Origin of the sequence: Sphingobacterium sp. UBA6645, from assembly GCF_002455685.1 — a bacterium.
In the GTDB taxonomy this organism is placed as follows: domain Bacteria; phylum Bacteroidota; class Bacteroidia; order Sphingobacteriales; family Sphingobacteriaceae; genus Sphingobacterium; species Sphingobacterium hotanense.
Genome location: NZ_DKLH01000058.1, coordinates 27,543 through 45,971 on the forward strand (window position 1 = coordinate 27,543; position 18,429 = coordinate 45,971).

Annotated in this window: 12 protein-coding genes and 1 pseudogene; 1 reads left to right on the forward strand and 12 read right to left on the reverse strand. The window is 39.7% G+C overall.

Annotated elements, in window-relative coordinates; genetic code table 11:
• Positions 1-83 precede the first annotated feature (83 nt).
• Positions 84-917, forward strand: coding sequence for a universal stress protein (locus B2400_RS11300; protein WP_293933409.1), 834 nt, complete (start codon positions 84-86; stop codon positions 915-917).
• A gap of 52 nt (positions 918-969) precedes the next feature.
• Here B2400_RS11300 and B2400_RS11305 read toward each other — a convergent pair whose 3' ends face one another.
• From B2400_RS11305 to B2400_RS11360, 12 genes and pseudogenes are all read right to left on the reverse strand, one after another.
• Positions 970-3,297, reverse strand: a complete 2,328-nt coding sequence (locus B2400_RS11305; protein ID WP_293933412.1) for a hypothetical protein — start codon at positions 3,295-3,297, stop codon at positions 970-972.
• Between the two features lie 5 nt (positions 3,298-3,302).
• Positions 3,303-4,664 (reverse strand): acetylxylan esterase, encoded by a 1,362-nt coding sequence (locus B2400_RS11310; RefSeq protein WP_293933415.1) that lies wholly within the window; start codon positions 4,662-4,664, stop codon positions 3,303-3,305.
• A complete protein-coding gene (locus B2400_RS11315; protein ID WP_286652280.1) occupies positions 4,664-5,608 on the reverse strand; it encodes a DUF5017 domain-containing protein in 945 nt (314 codons plus the stop codon). The genes B2400_RS11310 and B2400_RS11315 overlap by 1 nt, the downstream gene beginning before the upstream one ends.
• A 14-nt stretch (positions 5,609-5,622) precedes the next feature.
• The gene (locus B2400_RS11320; protein WP_293933418.1) at positions 5,623-7,227 is read right to left on the reverse strand and encodes a RagB/SusD family nutrient uptake outer membrane protein; all 1,605 of its coding nucleotides are present in this window, start codon (positions 7,225-7,227) and stop codon (positions 5,623-5,625) included.
• 12 nt (positions 7,228-7,239) lie between these two features.
• The gene (locus B2400_RS11325; protein ID WP_293933421.1) at positions 7,240-10,392 is read right to left on the reverse strand and encodes a SusC/RagA family TonB-linked outer membrane protein; all 3,153 of its coding nucleotides are present in this window, start codon (positions 10,390-10,392) and stop codon (positions 7,240-7,242) included.
• 296 nt (positions 10,393-10,688) lie between these two features.
• Positions 10,689-11,033, reverse strand: a complete 345-nt coding sequence (arsC, locus tag B2400_RS11330) for an arsenate reductase (glutaredoxin) (protein WP_286652277.1) — start codon at positions 11,031-11,033, stop codon at positions 10,689-10,691.
• Between the two features lie 134 nt (positions 11,034-11,167).
• On the reverse strand, positions 11,168-12,505 hold the full coding sequence (locus B2400_RS11335) for a TolC family protein (RefSeq protein WP_293933423.1): 1,338 nt from the start codon (positions 12,503-12,505) through the stop codon (positions 11,168-11,170).
• Between the two features lie 3 nt (positions 12,506-12,508).
• On the reverse strand, positions 12,509-13,819 hold the full coding sequence (locus tag B2400_RS11340) for an HlyD family efflux transporter periplasmic adaptor subunit (protein WP_293933425.1): 1,311 nt from the start codon (positions 13,817-13,819) through the stop codon (positions 12,509-12,511).
• Positions 13,809-16,010 (reverse strand): annotated as a pseudogene (locus B2400_RS11345) (peptidase domain-containing ABC transporter). The gene B2400_RS11340 and the pseudogene B2400_RS11345 overlap by 11 nt, the downstream one beginning before the upstream one ends.
• 1 nt (position 16,011) lies before the next feature.
• A complete protein-coding gene (gene gwsS / locus B2400_RS11350) occupies positions 16,012-17,103 on the reverse strand; it encodes a grasp-with-spasm system SPASM domain peptide maturase (protein WP_293933427.1) in 1,092 nt (363 codons plus the stop codon).
• Positions 17,104-17,274: 171 nt separating this feature from the next.
• Complete coding sequence (locus tag B2400_RS11355; RefSeq protein WP_293933429.1) at positions 17,275-17,454, reverse strand: hypothetical protein; 180 nt, start codon at positions 17,452-17,454, stop codon at positions 17,275-17,277.
• A gap of 21 nt (positions 17,455-17,475) precedes the next feature.
• On the reverse strand, positions 17,476-18,237 hold the full coding sequence (locus B2400_RS11360; RefSeq protein WP_293933430.1) for a hypothetical protein: 762 nt from the start codon (positions 18,235-18,237) through the stop codon (positions 17,476-17,478).
• Positions 18,238-18,429: the final 192 nt, after the last annotated feature.

The window sequence follows — 18,429 nt, forward strand, 5'->3', positions numbered from 1 at the left end:
GTCGTTCAGAATGCTTATATTATAGGAAAGGAATGCTTCCAAGGCGTTCCGTTAAACCATGCTTATTTTAACTCTTATGTCCTATGAGAAAGTCCATATTAGTACCGATTGATTTTTCAAATAATGCATTTATCGCTGCGCAGTATGCTAGAGCATTTGCAAAGAAATACGGATATGATTTACATTTCGTCCATGTCTTTCAAGCATTTAAATCGGCCTTTCAGAGTCGTTCTACAAATGAAAAAGACAGCGAACAAGCGAATATTAGTTCACAAGCTAAATTGGATGCCTTCGAATCCAGATTAGGTATTACGTCCGCAGAAGCATCATTTCGCTGTGTACAAGGCGGAGTTATCAGCAGTATCCAGAATTACATTGAAGAGCATCAAATATCTTTAGTGATTATGGGAACTCACGGAGAAACTGGCGCTAGGAAAAATGTATTGGGTAGTAATACCTACGACGTGGCAAAGGATATTAATTGTTCTTTATTGATCGTCCCAGAGCGGTCTCATGATTTTCATCTGTCGCACGCAGTGTTGTTTACAGATTATCAAAAAGGAGATGAGAATACTCTGAAATCATTTATAGAAGTTGTTTCGGACAATAAAATGAAATACAGCATAGTACATATGCATCCTGAAGTTAAGGACCCCACCGTTTATGAAGAATTGGAACTGGAAGAGCATCGTTATCACCTACAAAATAATTTGGGAATAGACCAACTTCAAATGCAATTGATCCACAGTAAGGAGAGTTCAAGTTTGGTTAGGGAAGTTGTTGAGGAAATGCAGGCTGACGTACTCCTGCTTACTTGGAATAGTGATAAGAATTTCTTCGAAAAACTCTTTCACAAAAGTTTAGCAAAAGCAATTATCATGAACCCAATGGTTCCTGTATTTCTAAGTGGTAGATAGCAAAATTATTTAACGCTAAATAAGCTGCGCTAGGGATAGCGCAGCTTATTTTTTATTTCTCTCCCCTACTGATCAATAACTGATTTAGGAACGCAGGACTTAACTTGATTTGCTTACTAGCAAGATATTCTACATATTCCTTGCCTAATCGTGTATTGATATGTGTGCCTAAGAGTTGCTTATTGATTGCTATAAATTTGTAAAGTTCAAAGGCATCAAATTGGTATTTATCTTGAATTCGAGGACTGTGTATAGTTGTGTTACTAAAAATATTTCCTAAAGATGCTTTATAGTCACAACGAACTTGTTCTAACTTGTTCACATTGGGCGCAAATTTGGAGTGATCTAGATAAAGTTCCCCTTGAAGCTCCCTCTGTTCCCCAAACTCGAAACGTGAGATACTTGAGTCTCTCACGGTAATTTGCATAGGAATGGCGTCGGCTTTGAGTTGCAAGTCACGCGATTTAATAAATTCAATTTCGATAAATGCCGAGTGTTCATCGACATCAATATCATCGCTTCCTACAAAAGAGAAGTGGTAGGGATTAGCGTAATTGTTTAAGCTCTTTCCATCCAGTAATTCTACTCGATCGATTCTCACCTGTACATTCGGTTGGAAAAAATAGCTATCATAACTACCTTTCTTGTCCACATAAAATCCTTGTGGCTTCAGTAGTTGAAATCCTTTAACTCCGGATACTGCTCCCCGACAAAACACATTGCTGAACTCAATATAGCTTGGAAAGATAACGCGTTCTCCATGGTCCATTTTCGCGAATTTCGGAAAGTTGATGAGCTGAATTTCTGCCCTAGGATTCATCGAAGTGCTATCTATTTGAATATTCTGAACAATAATAGTTCTTCCCAATACGATTGGATAGTGATAATTGAAATTGGAGGGGCTCATTTCTAACAAATTGGCGGATGATGGAACTGACGGTTTAAAATGAACGTTTTCAATGCGAATATCCCCATCCCACTTCGAGCCAAAGTCTTGTCGGAAATTAATAATGTTTCTTCCTTCAACGAAGCAATCTCTAACTGTTAAATCGCCACCGCCCGTAACAGATATCCCTCGATGACCAATATGGGTATTGTGGATACGAACGTTCCAACAGTGAAAATGAACATCCACACGGTTTAATCGGCATAGTTCAATCGTGAAATTCTTGTTCATATTCGTGCCGAAAACGCCCCAATGTACCTTTCCCCCTTCTGCAGTAACATTTCGAAAGGTACCATTTAAGATGCGATCTCCCGAAATTCCGTAGGTTCCTGCCGGAACATCATGTTCTGTCCCTTCTCGATCTTGTTCGTAAGGGATTAGTTTGATATCTTCTAATCGTACCTCGTAGACTTTATGAAAATTATAGAAACCTGTGCGTGCGTTTGGCGCCGTGTCAACTGCTCCGTGGGCCAACCGAACAACCTGTTTCGAGATAATCGTTCTACTACGACGTATTGCAATGCCGTTTTTGGTGTATCCTTTTCCTGAACTATTGCCAGACAAGACAAAACATCCACCACTCATCGTAAGGTAAGTATCATCAACTGGTATAACTTCGAAGCTAGTGAAATCTTTGAAACGATAAGCGATATCGCCGATCACCTTTCCATGGTCTTCTACGAAAAAGAGTTCCTGCTTCGCCCAAGATTGCCCATCGAAACGCGCTCCTGCACGATATCCAATGCGATCATTCTTATCCTCCACATAAATAAGATTACCACGGAATTTATTTAACGCTGCAATTTCAGTAACCCCCGGCACGAGATGCTCGACTAAGCTGGACTTGTCATTCGCATCCAACTGATGATCTTTAATTGCTGTTGTTGAGGTAATATTAAACTTGAACGCTTTTGGAGTATTAAATTGCTCATCAATATGAAATATTGTAGCGCCCCACTCGACAGAAGTTTGAATGTTGATGTCATTGGTTGCCTTTATCCAGAACTCGCCATGCCTATTGATTACCGGGATGTTATATATGTTTGCATATTCATGTGCTGATTTTATGGCCATACCATCATCAAAATCTCCATCGGATTTCGTGCCGAACATTTGATAATTTACCGAATTGCTTTCCAAGAGTTCTGCGACCAACCCATTCTTTAAAATTATTGCACCAGGTGATTCTTGACCTTTCTTTGTGATTAGGTAGAGAGCTCCCCCTGCATCATGCTCTTGAAAATAGCCCAATGTTTTAAATATCTCTCCTTCAATAGCTTCCTTTAATAAGATTAACTCCTGCGTGTTGGCAATAATCTTGATTGAACGCGCTACTGATCGCTTACCCTTTTCCTCGGCATTTGCGATTCCATGTATCCCAGCTACAAGAACGCCCGCTCCTAAGCTCTTTAATAGATTTCTTCTAGAATTCATAAGAATTAATGAGGTTGATTTTTAGCAATCTGTGCTTTTAACCAAGTGTATGTTTTATCCACTTGTTCGGGATAAATTTTATGCACTCCTTCTGGTATAATAAAAAGCTTTTTCTCTCCCTTGATCATATTGTATGCGGAATAAAACGATGTGGGTGGCGTAGTGACATCATTGAAGCCCCAAGAGAAATACATAGGCACCTTTATATTTCTTGCGAAATTGACAACATCGTAATACGGAAGTGTTTCTACCATTTTAGTTCTAGTATCCTCATCCAATGCATCGTTTAAGAAATAATGGGGCCAACCGCCCGCTCGTCCATGCAGATAGCCGGTATAATCGCTCATCGCAGGGCATAATGCCACGGCATATTTAATTCGCGGCTCTAACGAAGTCGTTATGATTGACAGCGCTCCTCCCTGACTAGAACCCCAGGCAACTACATTTTTCCCATCAAATTGAGGAAGAGAATACACAAGATCCAACGAACGAACACAACCTAGTATCACATTTTTATAGTAAGAGGAATCTCTATTGGTTGTTCCCTTGAATTGGTAATCTTTCAATTCATTTTCTTGAAGATCCTTATAATAGGCTAAGTCTTTATTTACTGGTTTTCCATGGATATAAAGGCTCAAACTGATGTATCCTTGCTCAGCAGTCTTAATGTCTCCATTTAATGGTACCCAGCCAGCTCCAGGAAACCTAATGATTGCAGGGTACTTACCTGCCTTCTTCGGAATGCATATTACACCATAGAATTTTCTATCGCCTTTATTATTGAATTGATACTCAACCTGAAAAACATCAACAACTTCGGATCCTTGGTAATCCATCGGTGTGAACTTAGTATTTAAAGCAGTTTTCTTAGAATCCTTTATAGCCTCTTCCCAAAAGCTGTTGAAGTCTTCCGGTTTAACTATTGTTGGCAGAATCTTCTCTGAGGCTATGGCAGCCGTCGCAGTGGCGGTAAGTTGTTTTCCATCCTCATCAATGTTTACTGTACAGCGAATAAATCCAGGTTCACTGAAGCTTCCCGCAGGAATGCGTAGTTTTCCGTTGCTGATTTTAAGTTTTCCCGATTTCATTGGCCTCATGCGTTCTAAACCATAAGCGTAGGATACTTCAATGGGGTCCTTTTGAGTTCCATTGTATTGCACTTCAAAGACTACGTCTTCTCCAGTGTTGTACATCCAATTTTTATGGTCTAAGCCAATGGTTAAAATCTGCTGTTCCTTACTGAGCGTTGTTCCTGGGTCTTGAACATCGATCCCCATGATGCTGATCTGCGCATTGTTGGATTCTAGAAAGCCACATTGTAGGCACGCGAGCAGTACGAGGATTTTTCCTAAGCGGTTTATTATCATTACTCTTCTATCGTTAGGTTAATTTCTTTGATGAGTTTCTTCTCGCCATTTACCGAAGTGTTCATTGCTTCGAATACCACTTTGTAAGTGCCTGCTTTGTCGAAAACATATTGGAAATCGCCGATTCTTGCGTCGGAATAGGCTTTGATTGTAATTGGCTTATCTGGCCCATTATCAACCGATAGCCCTGCTGGATAACCTTTACTTACAAAGTATTCCTCGGTATATGTCGTGTTTGTATAGGTAATTCCCTCAACAGTTGAATTTGCATTGTTCCACATCACTAAGTTTGTAGAGCGATTATCAGACCGATAAGGATTTTTGTCCTTGCTGACTGCTGCATACAATGGAAAATCATTCAATAAGGATGAACTTAATGTTTGTTTTCCATTCTCTGTGGTACTAGTAACTAGTACGGTATTAATCCACATGACCGAACCGGCACTACCTTTTTTTGGATCGAATATATATTTAAAAGCAAAGTGCAGAGGTTTGCCTTCGACGACTAGGTCAGATACATTTACAATACCTGAACTAATATAGGCATCCTCTCGTTTTATGATGCAACGATCGGTAATATCTGTCCAAGTCGCTGCATTTACGTCAGCCAATGAAGTTCTTTCTCCTTCAAAATCGGAAGAGACTAGCACAGCAAACTCGCTAGCTGTTCTAGTTGGATAATTATACCTAAGATTAAAAGAGAACTCTATGTCGCCAGGCGACACAATGCGACCTGAGATGGAATCGTAATCATTTCCAAACTGTCCCGAATAAAAGTTAATGAGTTTTGGATTGCCTGTTATTGTAAATGAGATTTGTTCTCCAACCTTAAATACACTTTTTGTTGTTGATACGGAGAAATTCTCGACTTCTTCTGCATCCAAAACGTCTTTACAGGAGCTTAAGCAAATCATTATACTGAAAAGATAAATTAAGTTTTTCATAACGTCTAATTAGTTTACCAACCTGGATTTTGTACCATTGCTTTGTTCATCGTCATCTCTATAGAAGGGATCGGCCATAACAGATGTTTTTCATCTTGGGCATTAACAAACCGTTCCTTTGCATAAAGATTTGCTGCATTTGGGTTAACCACGTTCATTCGATCGACCACCGAACGCATTTCAAGAAGGAATGTTCCCCATCGGATTAAATCAAACTTTCTAAGTTGCTCAAATGCAAACTCGCGCATGCGTTCGTCTCTCAAAGTGGTTTCAAACTCAGAAGCGTCTATTTGCAGACTAATATCATGTTCTGTTACATTTTCCGCTTCAGGTTTGAGCTTTCCGTGCGCTCTTCTTCGAACTTGGTTTAAGTATTCAATCGCTGTTGCTGTTACGGTTTTATTTGAAGCATAGAAGTCTGCTTCCGCATACATAAGGAGTATATCCGAAAAACGTAACAGAGGGAAATTTTGCGGTGTTTGCCCAGTTGCTTTGGGTTTCAATGTTTCAAATTCTCGACGCCATTTTGCGGCCTCACGATTGTATATTGCTCCCTCAGCAGTTGATGTTAGCATATTCTTATTCCCTTCCGGTCCAGAGTTAACATAGGTAAAATTGGCAATAGTCCAATCACGACGTTCATCGTCTGGAAGGTATTTGAAGTAGAGTTTTGCAGTAACTTTAACACCACCAAAACCGTTGCCAGTCAATGCATTGCTGGTGATTGGTCCATTCGCAAATCCTACAAACCCTGTCTCCGTATAAGTATCTGTTCTATTTCCCCAAAATTCTACTTCCCAAATACTTTCACCAATATCATATTGGTCTCTCGCATAGTTTTTAAATACTTCTGTAAAATCAGGGTTCAATTTATGTGCTGCAGACACGTCGTCTATCACTTTTGCAGCCCATTCTTTTGCTTCAGCATATTTGGCAACATCCTTTAAAGGTTCACCAGCCATATATAGACAAACCCGAGCCAGCATTCCCCTTACAGCTGATTTGGTGATGCGCCCTCCATGTTTGACACTACTTATATCAGCCACCAAGCTTTCTGCAGCCTTGAAATCTATAAGAACTTGGTCATAAATCTCTTTTGCAGAAGTGCGAGGAATGTCCATATTTTCATTTGAGTCCTTGGTTGCCTGTAGAATTAGAGGAACTCCACCGAACTGTTGCACAAGCATAAAGTAGAAGTGAGCTCGCAAGGCATAAGCTTCTCCCCTTATTCTATTTCTAAAATCTTCATTGATGCTTGTGTTCTTATCAATATTCTCTAAAAGAAAATTAGCACGGAAGATCCCTTCGTAGAGCGTTCTCCAAATTACAGCTACATCATTATGAGAAGCTGAAAAATTAAAGTTTTGGGGGCCTTGAGGTAAATTATTACGTGCATAATAACCTTCATCAGCCTCTAGTCCTAAACGGTAGAGCCATACCGATCCGTATATGCCTGCAAGACGATCATATACGCCTGCTATTCCTGCCGTAAGTTCTTTTTCTGTTTCATAGTAGCCAACTGGAGAAAGGTCATAAGGTGTTTTCTCCAGAAACTTTTTACATGATAGCGCACTTGTACAAATCAATGCTGCCAGTATATATTTTATTGATTTTCTCATGATGATCTGGAATTAAAAAGTTGCTTTCAATGTTCCAACAATAGTCCGCGCCATAGGATAAGCTGAATAGTCAAAGCCTGGCATCAATGTAGTATTACGTGTGGAAACTTCAGGATCCATACCACTGTATTTTGTCCATGTGACTAAATTTTGTCCCGCAACACCTATTGCCAGTCCTTTAAGTTTAACGGCTTTGATGTATCTAGCTGGGATGTTATAATCAATCGCTACAGTTTTTAAACGCAGATAAGATCCGTCTTCGAGGACTCTAGAGGAATGCCATCCAATAACTCCCTGCCCGTTAGCTCTGAATATATCTGAATCAGGATTTTCTGCCGACCAACGATTTTCATACGATGCGTATTGATTCAAGTTGGTTCGAACATTCCCGTTTCCTTCATAATGAAGTCTGTTAGCATTGTAGATATCATTTCCGAAAGACCACTGAAAGAATACCGCCAATGACAAACCTTTATAAGTAAATTGGTTGTTCAGACCTCCAATATGAATTGGAAGTCCCCGTCCGATAATGGTTAAGTCCTTGCCATCGATTGTCAAATCACCGTTGATATCTTTATATTTGATATCACCCGGTGCTACATTGGCATTTCCGTTATTCGGTATATTATTCTTAAGCGTGTAAACTCCTTCGGAAGGATTGTTAAAATCATCGTACTTATAGGTGCCTTCCCACACTAAGCCGTAAATCATTCCGACAGGTCGCCCAACTTCAGATATATATAATGGATTCGTGCCATACTGTGAAATGAAGCTTGGGAAACTTAAAATCTTATCCTGATCACCATTAAGAGCAAGGATTTTACTTCGGTTAAAACTAATATTAAAGTCTGTGGTCCATGAAAAATCTTTTTTATCGATATTTTTCGAACTAATTGTAAACTCTAATCCATCATTCCTTACTGAGCCGACATTCTTCATCGCGAACGAAAACCCTTGGCTAGTCGGTATTTGGGTATTCATAAGTAAGTCACGGGTATTTTTACGATATAAGTCGACAATTAATTCCAACCTTCCTTTTAAAAAACTGAGATCCATTCCGACATCGATGTTTTCGGTCGTTTCCCACTTAATCTCTTGTGATGGCAAAGCGGTCATAATTGCACCGAGCGTCGGAGATTCATTACCCCATGAATATGCACCGCCAATTGGCAATGATAACATTGGGAATCGCGTGTATTCACCAATTCTATTATTGCCATTCATACCGTAGCTTACGCGTAACTTAGCAGTATTAAAAACCTTTTGCTGCTTAAACCACTCTTCATTGGTTGCATTCCAGGCCAAAGCACCTGCAGGGAAATAACCCCAACGGTTTGCCGGAGAAAATTTTGATGAACCATCTGCACGCAGGGTTCCTGTAAGAATGTATTTGGACTTATAGCTGTAGTCTAGACGCCCGAAGAACGAGAATAACGAATAGTCGGCCCAAGTTGAGCGAATATCAAGTGGAATTCCTTGTTTTACCCCTGCCATACCTAATCGCTCATTCGGCAACTGTTGTACGGAGAATCCATATGATTTGACATTCGATGTTTGGATTTCCAATCCAGCTAGCGCATATAATTTGTGATGTTTATTGTATGTTTTTGTGAAGTTTAGCGTGTTGTTCGTAGAAAACGTGTTACGACCACCTGTATTAACGCTCGCATTTACACCTTTACTATTGAAATAGCTAATCAAAGTTCCTTGAGGGGTTTTTGAATTATAGAAATCGTCGAACTGATATTGATTACTACTGTAAATCAGGGTACTCTTAAATTTCAATTCCGGTAGGATTTGATAATCAATATAGCCGTTTGTAATAAGATCGGTGTAGTATTTCATGTTGTAGGAGTTTTCCTGTGTAACAACGGGGTTGAATCGAGCATCGTATTGATTCTCTGCATCAGCATCCATATCTTCTTCTAATAGATTGGATCCAGAACCAGTTACTGGACGATATGCCCAAACACGGCTCAACAGGTGAGAGGTAATTGTGACACCTTCTCCTTCCCGAATGACACCTCCAAATGTCTTTCTCTTCGTGTAATTTGCCGTAAGGCCAACTTTTAGCTTCTTGCCGATATTCTGATCTATTGCCATGCGACCTTGATATCGTTGATATCCGGTATAAATAATAATACCGTTCTGATCATTTACCGAGCCTGAAATCGAAAACTTAGTCTGCGAATTTCCCCCACGAATCCCTAAATTATGTATCCTATTTAATGAGGTTCTAAAGATTTGATCTTGCCAATCGACACCTGCTATGTCGCGATAATCTTCAACTGTTCGATTCATAGAATCTAAATACATCGAATTTGCATTTCCTAAGTGTAATTCTTTTTGATATTTAACAAATTCATACGGGTCCATCATATCGATAGTTTTTTGAACTTGCTGCACTCCAATTGAATTATTAAATGTAATCACAGGTGTACCCGCACGCCCTTTTTTAGTTTCTATTAATACCACTCCATTGGCTCCTCTTGCACCATAAATACTGGTTGACGAGGCGTCTTTCAATATGCTAATTGAAGCAATGTCATCTGGGTTAATACTTGAACTTGCAAAGTCCTCCATTGGAAATCCATCAACGACATATAATGGGGAATTGTCTTGAGTCAGCGAATTACCTCCTCGTATGACAATATTCAATCCTTCCCCCGGTTGACCATCTGTTCCGGACACTTGAACGCCCGCGACGCGTCCTTGAAGTGCCTGATCGATATTAGGAACAGGAGCCTTTTCAATATCTTTCATTTTTACTTGGGCCACCGCTCCTGTAAGGTCTTGTTTACTAATATGTTGCCCATATCCCATAACAACCACCTCTTCCATCTTCTCTTCCACTGGTTGCAAGGAAATGTTGTATTGCCTTGCAGCAGAAATGGTGATAGTTTTACGGACATAGCCGATAAAACTTATTTCAAGCACATCTCCAGATTTAGCTTGAATTTGAAATTTCCCCAATTCGGCTGTACTGCTGCTTTTGTTGGTTGATCGCACTTTTACGAGTGCTCCAACTAACGGTCGTTTCGTTGTTTCGTCGATAATTGTCCCGTTGATAGTTCGCTCAGCCTGTGCAAAAAGTAGGAAGGGAAAGAAACTACACAGAATAATAATTAACAACGATTTCGATAAAGAATACTTAGTCGATTTCATAATTTTTCATTGGTTTAACGATTTTGGGAGGTATTTGAGAATCCTCCTTTTGATTGATTGGCATGTCACAATACTCAACTGTGTACGTACACGAATGTAAAGTAAAAAAATATACTATGGCGATTTCTTCATAATTTGACTTCTTTTGGTAATGCGTAAGAATTGGTTAATTGACATGAAGATAAAATTAATCCTCCCTTAACCCAAATATTTTTTCATAAAAATACTGACAAGTAATTTCCTAACTAATAGATAATTCAGAAAATCCTACTGTACCATCGAACAAAAATCAGGCTCTATTTCAACAATTCCATAACTTTCTCAATTAGTCTACCAATTGTTGCGATTCCATCTCTCACGACGATTGGGCGTTCCATCAAAATAGGATTTTGTATCATAATATCAATCCATTGCTCATCATCTAATTCCATATCTGCATAATTCTGCTTAAATACTTCTTCATTCTTACGAATGAGATCGATTGGTCTTATACCTAGCATTTTTACTATCCCTTCTAACTCTTCTTTTAAAGGAACTTGGTTAAGGTATTCTTTAACCACAAACTCCTCTCCTCTTTCTTCTAATAAGGTCAACGCAGCGCGGCTTTTGCTGCACATTTGATTATGATATATTTTGATCATGTTTATTAAGGTATTAGCTAAGTTATACGAAAATACAAAATTGCAATTCTATCCATCCCCTTAAGCATGAATAAACCACATTAGCGGCTTTAGAGCATTATTGATTGAAGAAAGTAACGATAGTAACAGCGCACCTAAAACCTTATATCGCGGGTTGCCATCAATTGGATGAGCAGTTTTGCGAATGCCATGTTATAGCGCACTTGTATGGTTTCACTTTCAGCATTCAAAAGATTTGCTCGGGAAGTATTCAGATCGTATATACTTATTTTTCCGGCGTCAAAGCTCTTCTGGCTGATATCAAATGCCAATCGAGTATTATCTAGCGCCTCATTACTTAAGGCAAGTTGGTTCTCGTAGTTTTTATAATCCAAAAGATAACCCTGCATCTCTTGATTAAATTGCTGCTTGTCGAGTGCTAGTTGTTCGGCATTTTGCTGAATGACAATCTTATTTTTCTGAAGATTATGCTTCGCAATATTCCGATTGTAAATTGGAACATTTAGTGAAAGGGTTACTTGCTGAGAAAAGTTATTTTGAATCTGTTCCATGTAAGGAAGCTTTCCGAACCCCTGAGTCAGATTGTTGAAGTAAAAACTCCCGACATTTACACTCAGGTCAATACTCGGATAAAGAGTGGAGCGAATGATTTTATTTTCAGCCATGACAGATTCATTCAAATACTGATACTTCTTGATCAGCGGATGTTCATTCCAGATCATTTTTGAAAATAAATCAACTTGTACATCGTTCCGGGAGAGCTCCTCGATAAAGGAAATATTTTCATCAATACGGGCCTCTTGATCTTCCTGCATGTTCATCGCATACTTAAGTGCCAACATCGCTTTATCGATTTGTTGTACTGCAGCAGCCTTCTTCTGTACATCGCGACTGTAATTCGCTTTTGCTTCATATAAGACAGATAAGGCAGTAACACCTAAGTCCGTCGATCGTTGGATCTTCTGCAACTGCAAGCTGGAGAAAATAGCGCTAGAATCGATCAATCGAGCCATCTCTTTCTGTAGAAGCAATTGTAAGTAAGCTTGCGCGACCTGCATGCGCGTGTTGCGCCTTGCGAGCTCAACATCCTCTTTCGAAGCGTTGACCAAGGCTTCAGTTTTGATTACACTGTTCTTGATACTTCCGAAGTTAAGGAGAGAAACAGAACTTGATAGCCCAATGCTATTACTAAAATTGTCGTTCCTAGCATTGTTTCCAAAGATATCTTGTGACTGTCCGAAATTACTTGAGATATTACTGAACGCATTTAAGGTAGGAAGCTTTTCGCGCTTCGCAATCTGGATATCAATTGATTTGTTTTCAACGTCCAACTGGGATAGCGCCACGTTCCCATTTTGTTGTACCGCATAGTCCATACATTCTTGCAGAGACCACCCTTCCTGCGCAAAAACACGGTTCGCTAACGATAGGATAAATAACGCGCAGAAAACAGATAATAATTTTTGTCGCATATGCTAATCGTTATTCTGGTACTTTAATACACTTCGCAATTGGTCAAGAATCCTTTGTGCAAGCGTTAGTTCTTCCGTGACGATGTCTGCATTGCCGGTAAGTTCCTGATCAAAGCTCAACTGCTTGTCGTATGAGGTTTTAAGGCCATTCGGCAGTGCCACCTCAACATAGTACTTCCCGTCTTTGTCTGGTGTCAGTGAGAGCGATTGAATACGTCCCGTAACGATGCCAAATTCCTGGTATTTGTAGTTATCAAGCTTAATTAATACGCGTTGGTCTTTCTGTATCTCCCCCTGATTCTGTGCAGCAATCAGCATTTGACCAATAATGATGTCGCGATTGGCAGGTAGAATACTCAGCAAATTAGAGCCAGCTTTGACAAATTGATTTTCTCCCAAAAACTGTGAATAGCTAACTTTTCCATCGATGGATGCCCGAATAAGAAAGCTTCTCTCCCACTGTATAATCGATTTTCGAAGCCGCTCTAACATTAATATACTGCCGCTAGCATAATTCGATTCATCCTTAGTCTTATTAATCTGAACCCCCGCTTGTATCTTCCTAAAATTTAGCACACTTTCCTCTAACTGAGCAAGGGATAATTGCGTATTCTTAAAGTTCTTACGTTGCTCTAGCAATCTTATTTTTTCGTTTTCCAAATCTAAAGCCGAGATCACCCCCTGTTGCTGCAGCTGTTCCGAACGTTGGTAGTTCTTTTCGGTGAGCTCCATTTTAGCCTCTTCGATCGTGTATTGCTGCTTCATGTTGGCAATTCGATTCTCGTAGTCATTGATGTTTTTGCCCGCTGTTAATCCTTCAGTATCATAAGGTTTTAGCTTGGCAAAGAGCAACTCGTCCTGTACAGCTTTGGCAAATGCCGTATAATCTTCCTGTACTTCGCCCAATCTAAAAGTGGATGTGAATGCGACCGGAAATTGAGCTAGGGAATTTGATTTGACGCTATCCAGCAACTGCTTTAAGCGAAGAATATCCTCGTGATTTGCATTAGACTGTAGGACTAAAATTGGCTCCCCTTTCTTCACCGTTTTCTGATCGGCAACAAATATTTTTTCAATCCTGGAATTTACTGTCGCTTCAATCTTTTCCGGCGGATTCTGCGAACTGATGACGATTGATCCTTGAATAAACTCAGGGTATTTGATGATACAGGCAAGCGTAAAAAACAAAACAATCAGCAAACAAATCACCGTACTTCCCCAACGAATCAGCCAATGCGGTGGATTCTCCAACACGTCATTCACCTGCTCTGAACGAAGGTGGATATTATCTAATGTATTTCTATTAGTTTCCAAGTTCCAACTGATTTTTAACTAAACGATAGTATTCTCCACTCCTAGCAACTAACTCAGCATGGCTGCCTTCCTCCACGATTCTGCCACGATCCAACACCACAATCTTATCTGCATTTTTTACGGTAGATAAGCGGTGAGCTATGATCACCGCCGTTTTACCTTTCAAAAAGTGGTTCAAGTTGTCTGTATTAATCTTTTCAGTATTCGCATCCAAAGCACTCGTTGCCTCATCGAAAAACACAAAGCTAGGTTCCTTATAAACTGCCCTCGCGATGAGCATTCTTTGTGTTTGTCCGCCACTAAGGCCTAAGCCTTAATACCCTATTTTTGTATTATAGCTTAAAGGCAAGCTTTCGATAAATTCTTTAATATTCGCCACTTCCACTGCTTGACCCAATTTCATTTTATCTACACTATCATCCCCTAAAGCAATATTATGAGCAATACTTTCATTAAAGATGTATCCATCTTGCATAACAATGCCACAGTTCGCCCTCCAAGTATGAACAGAAATATTCTTCAACTCTGTAGGGCCGATCTTCACTGTTCCCTGATCTGCATCATAAAACTTCGCTAATATCTTCATCAAGGTTGTTTTGCCACTTCCGCTCGCACCTACAATTGCAGTTGTCTTTTCGAAAGGAATGGTTAAGTTGAGCCCTTCGAATACCGATGTTACTGAGCCGGTATAACGGAAAGAGACATTATTAAGTTGAATATCGCCTTCCGGTAGGTCTGTAAGTTTTGCTTGATCAAGCTGTTCTTCATCGTCTTTCTCATGGATCTCATTCAGACGCTCCAAAGCAATTTTCGCATCTTGAAATTGACGAATAAAGCTAACGAGCTGAATTAAGGGCGTATTCAATTGCCCGATAATGTATTGTACGGACAACATCATCCCCAGCGTCAATTTCCCTTCAACAACCAAACTAGCAGCAATAAAGCTGATCAATACATCTTTAAGTTGACTAATGATATTACCACCAATCGTTTGCACTTGCTCTAATTTCAAAGCCTTGATCTTAATGCGAAACACTTTGATCTGAGTGCCCTCCCATTGCCAGCGTTTGTAGTTTTCGGCATTGTTCATCTTGATCTCCTGCATACCATTGATCAGTTCCATTACCTGGCCTTGTTCTTCGGATAGCTGGGAAAACTGCTTATAGTCCAATTCTCGACGCTTCTTTAAGAAAAAGGTTATCCATAACACATAGGCAATAGCACCGAAAAAGAAAACGAGGAAAAGCTTATAGTTATAAATCAACAGCACCATCCCGAAAATGATGAAATTGATAAGCGAGAACAGCGTCTGCAATGAGCTATTGGTCAACAATTGCTCGATTCTGGAATGGTCTCCAATTCGCTGCATAATATCAGCTGCTACGCGCGTATCGAAGAATTTTATTGGCAAGCGCATTAGCTTGATAAAGAAGTTCGAGACAATGGAAATGTTAATTCTTGAGGATAAGTGCAGCAGTATCCACGCCCGAATCATCTCAATGCTCATCTGCCCCAAATACAACATAATTTGTGCGAACAGCACTAAGTAGATAAAATTGAGATCCTGATTTTGAATACCGATATCAACGATACTCTGCGTCAGAAACGGGAGTACTAAGGCGAGCAAGCTTCCACCGATAAGACCGATTGCTAGCTGAACAATATATTTCCTATATTTTGAGAGATAGTGTTTAAGGTATTTATAGATAGAAAATTTCTTATCCGTGTTCTCCTCCACTTCATCAAAACGCGGCGTAGTCTCCAGCACCAAAACGATCCCCTCTTCGGTTGTTTCATTGGCGCCTTTGCCAATCCAAGCTTCCAGAAACTCTTCTTTCCCGTAGATTATCAATCCATAGCTCGGATCAGAAATATAGATTTTAAAATCACCGCCAGACTTCTCGACTTTATAAACAACCACAAAGTGCTGCTTTCTCCAAAAAACAACACAAGGCATAGGCACATCTTCAAAAAGCGTATTAAAGTCAATCTTTACCGCTAATGTTTTGAATCCAATGGCCTCCGCTGCGCGGCTAAGTCCCATAAGGCTGGAACCCTCTCTCGTCGTCTCTGAAAGATCGCGCAACATCTGTAGCGAAAGCGACTTTCCATAATGCTTGCTAATAATTCGCAAACAAGTCGGTCCACAGTCCTTGGCATCAGGTTGCTTATAAAACGGAAACTTTGCCATCCTAGGCTTTATCAATTAAATCTTCCATTTGATAGAAAGAAATGGCGTCTTGTTTCAATGGATTCTGCGACCAATCTTCCCATGAATTATGGTAGGGATTATAACCACATTTCAATGGTTTTGATCTATCGCGACCATCTTGGTCGATATGTGTTCGTTCTCTGAAAGCTCTACAATCCGTGCAAACATGACGGAATTCGCAATCTTTGCAGACCTCAATGCTGTCTTTATTCATAAACCAATCCTTCCTAAAGCCGGGATCTGCAAGGATGTCTGCTAAAGATGTATCCAAGAAATGACCATAGTTTTCTTTCATCGATGGGCAGTTCTTTATGAAGCCATCCTTGTCTATTGACAATTTTCTATTTAGACAAGTATTGTGAAGTTGGCTTTCAGAAAACAACTCTATGCTCGTGCTGAAATAAGAAGGCTGGATAACCCCACATTGCAGGTTTGAGTACAGACTACCTTCACTGAAGACAATCGACGCCGAATCTCTGAACAATTTTATTTGCTTTGTTTTCGGTGCTCCATGAAGTACAACCGTATTGAGCCTGTAATCTGTCTCCATTAAATCTTTTATCCGCTTTTCTGAATATTCCTTTGACCAAGCGGTAATCAATTTGATAGACAAGACCTTGCTATATTTAAATAGGGAAAGTAGCTCAATCGTTTCGGAAAAAGGTATCGGCTCGTAGCTTCTTAATTCAACCGCCGATAAGTTCAGCGAAAGTAAATCCTGAATAAAAGCGACATCATAACTCGTTCCTTGCTTAAACTCGAGGATAACATTGGTAATTTCAGAGAAAGCATCCCACTCTAACGACAAAGGCACCAGCTCTTTGATAATGTTGTCATCCAGAAAACCCATGTCCATTTTCAACACAAAATTGATATAGGACTGTACTGTACCTTTGTTTTCAACTCCAAAAGTCTCTATTGTTTCTTCCACCGAATGGTCTGCTAGAAATACCAGCACTTCAGCCATGTCGTTTGGAACTTGATAGTATTTTCTAAGCTGTAAATCGCAAAGCAGAGACATACTTGCCCCTTTGACAAGCTTACAATTTGCGAAGATATTCAGATAACGCATAACTAAAGTTTTGAAACCGGTTTGTAATAACTAATCACCCGATAGCCTTTGGAATTAATGTCTTTGGCTTCTTCTAATTTATAGGGGGTCTTATCCAAATCCATCTGATCTCTCTCTAGAAAATAGATTGAAAGAGGAAGACCCTCCATCTTTTTGAGTTTTTTGATAAACCTATGCTTCATTGGAAATCTTCTTTTTAAATATTATTGCCATTTCTCGTTCTAAAAAGTAATTACAAGGATGAGGAACCATACCAAATTGACCTTCTGGATTAATTTCTAAGAAAACGTAATCACCATCCGGCGTAAGAATAAGGTCGATCGAGCCTGTATTGAATCCTAAGCCTTTCATCAGGGAATCCAGCTTGCGCTCTTACCCTTGCGGTAATTTATAAGGAACAGTTCTATTTGGGCGTTGATGATCGTAGTTACGGAAATCGGTTTTGGTGTTTTTATTATTTTGCGAATAGATTGCCATCGAATAGAATCGACCATAAAGGTAGAATGCCCTGATCTCCATCTTCTTTTCAATCGCTTGCTGTACTAAAGATGGAAAGAATTGCTGAGGAACATATTTCAACGTCTTCTCATCAATAACCTTGGACAGCATATTGTAGTGCATATCACCCTCACCCTGCAAGTAGATTACTTCGCTGAGTGGTTTAAGAATAAGCTTCTTGTAGGTAGCAAGAAACCCCACGAGAGCAGTCTTGCTGGTCATCACCTCCGTCTTTGGAATCAGAATACCCTGATCTTCTGCAGCCTGCAATACATGTAGCTTATTAATCCTATTGAATACAAAGGGATTGTTCACCCATTTATTCAGGTCGATCTTCTCAAGAATATAGAAGAATAAGGCTCTAAATTCCGTGTTTAGGAAGTCACGAAGCGTTCTATCGTTCTCAAAATGCTCTTCTCTGAAACTATATCCGACATTCGGGAACTTATGGATACGACGTCTATACCATACCACGGCATAGTCATCATTTTGCGGCAATTCGGATAAACTGTTTATCATAAACAGATCCTCTCCATTTAAGCGTTTATACGGAGTAGCATAATACCCCAACCATTTACAGAGGTAGTCTGTAGAGGTTTCAAAACTAGCCTGGCTTAAGATTAATACTTTGCTCATTCTTCCTTCATTAGTATGATCACCTTCAGCTGTTTCTGCAGGAATCGCTTTACTGTGTGAAAATAGAATATTAGCAATTCAAAAAAACCGGGGTTAAATAAGCCGCTAACTGTCAATCAATATTCGTAGGCTTTGAAAGCATATTCATTACGGTGGTCTAGTATTTAGTAGTTAGTATTTCCTCTATAAATA

Excerpts from the sequence above, each read along its gene's own strand:
- B2400_RS11300 (WP_293933409.1), top strand. The coding sequence starts at position 84 with ATGAGAAAGTCCATATTAGTACCGATTGATTTTTCAAATAATGCATTT.
- B2400_RS11305 (WP_293933412.1), bottom strand. The coding sequence starts at position 3,297 with ATGAATTCTAGAAGAAATCTATTAAAGAGCTTAGGAGCGGGCGTTCTT.
- B2400_RS11310 (WP_293933415.1), bottom strand. The coding sequence starts at position 4,664 with ATGATAATAAACCGCTTAGGAAAAATCCTCGTACTGCTCGCGTGCCTA.
- B2400_RS11315 (WP_286652280.1), bottom strand. The coding sequence starts at position 5,608 with ATGAAAAACTTAATTTATCTTTTCAGTATAATGATTTGCTTAAGCTCC.
- B2400_RS11320 (WP_293933418.1), bottom strand. The coding sequence starts at position 7,227 with ATGAGAAAATCAATAAAATATATACTGGCAGCATTGATTTGTACAAGT.
- B2400_RS11325 (WP_293933421.1), bottom strand. The coding sequence starts at position 10,392 with ATGAAATCGACTAAGTATTCTTTATCGAAATCGTTGTTAATTATTATT.
- arsC (WP_286652277.1), bottom strand. The coding sequence starts at position 11,033 with ATGATCAAAATATATCATAATCAAATGTGCAGCAAAAGCCGCGCTGCG.
- B2400_RS11335 (WP_293933423.1), bottom strand. The coding sequence starts at position 12,505 with ATGCGACAAAAATTATTATCTGTTTTCTGCGCGTTATTTATCCTATCG.
- gwsS (WP_293933427.1), bottom strand. The coding sequence starts at position 17,103 with ATGCGTTATCTGAATATCTTCGCAAATTGTAAGCTTGTCAAAGGGGCA.
- B2400_RS11355 (WP_293933429.1), bottom strand. The coding sequence starts at position 17,454 with ATGAAAGGCTTAGGATTCAATACAGGCTCGATCGACCTTATTCTTACG.
- B2400_RS11360 (WP_293933430.1), bottom strand. The coding sequence starts at position 18,237 with ATGAGCAAAGTATTAATCTTAAGCCAGGCTAGTTTTGAAACCTCTACA.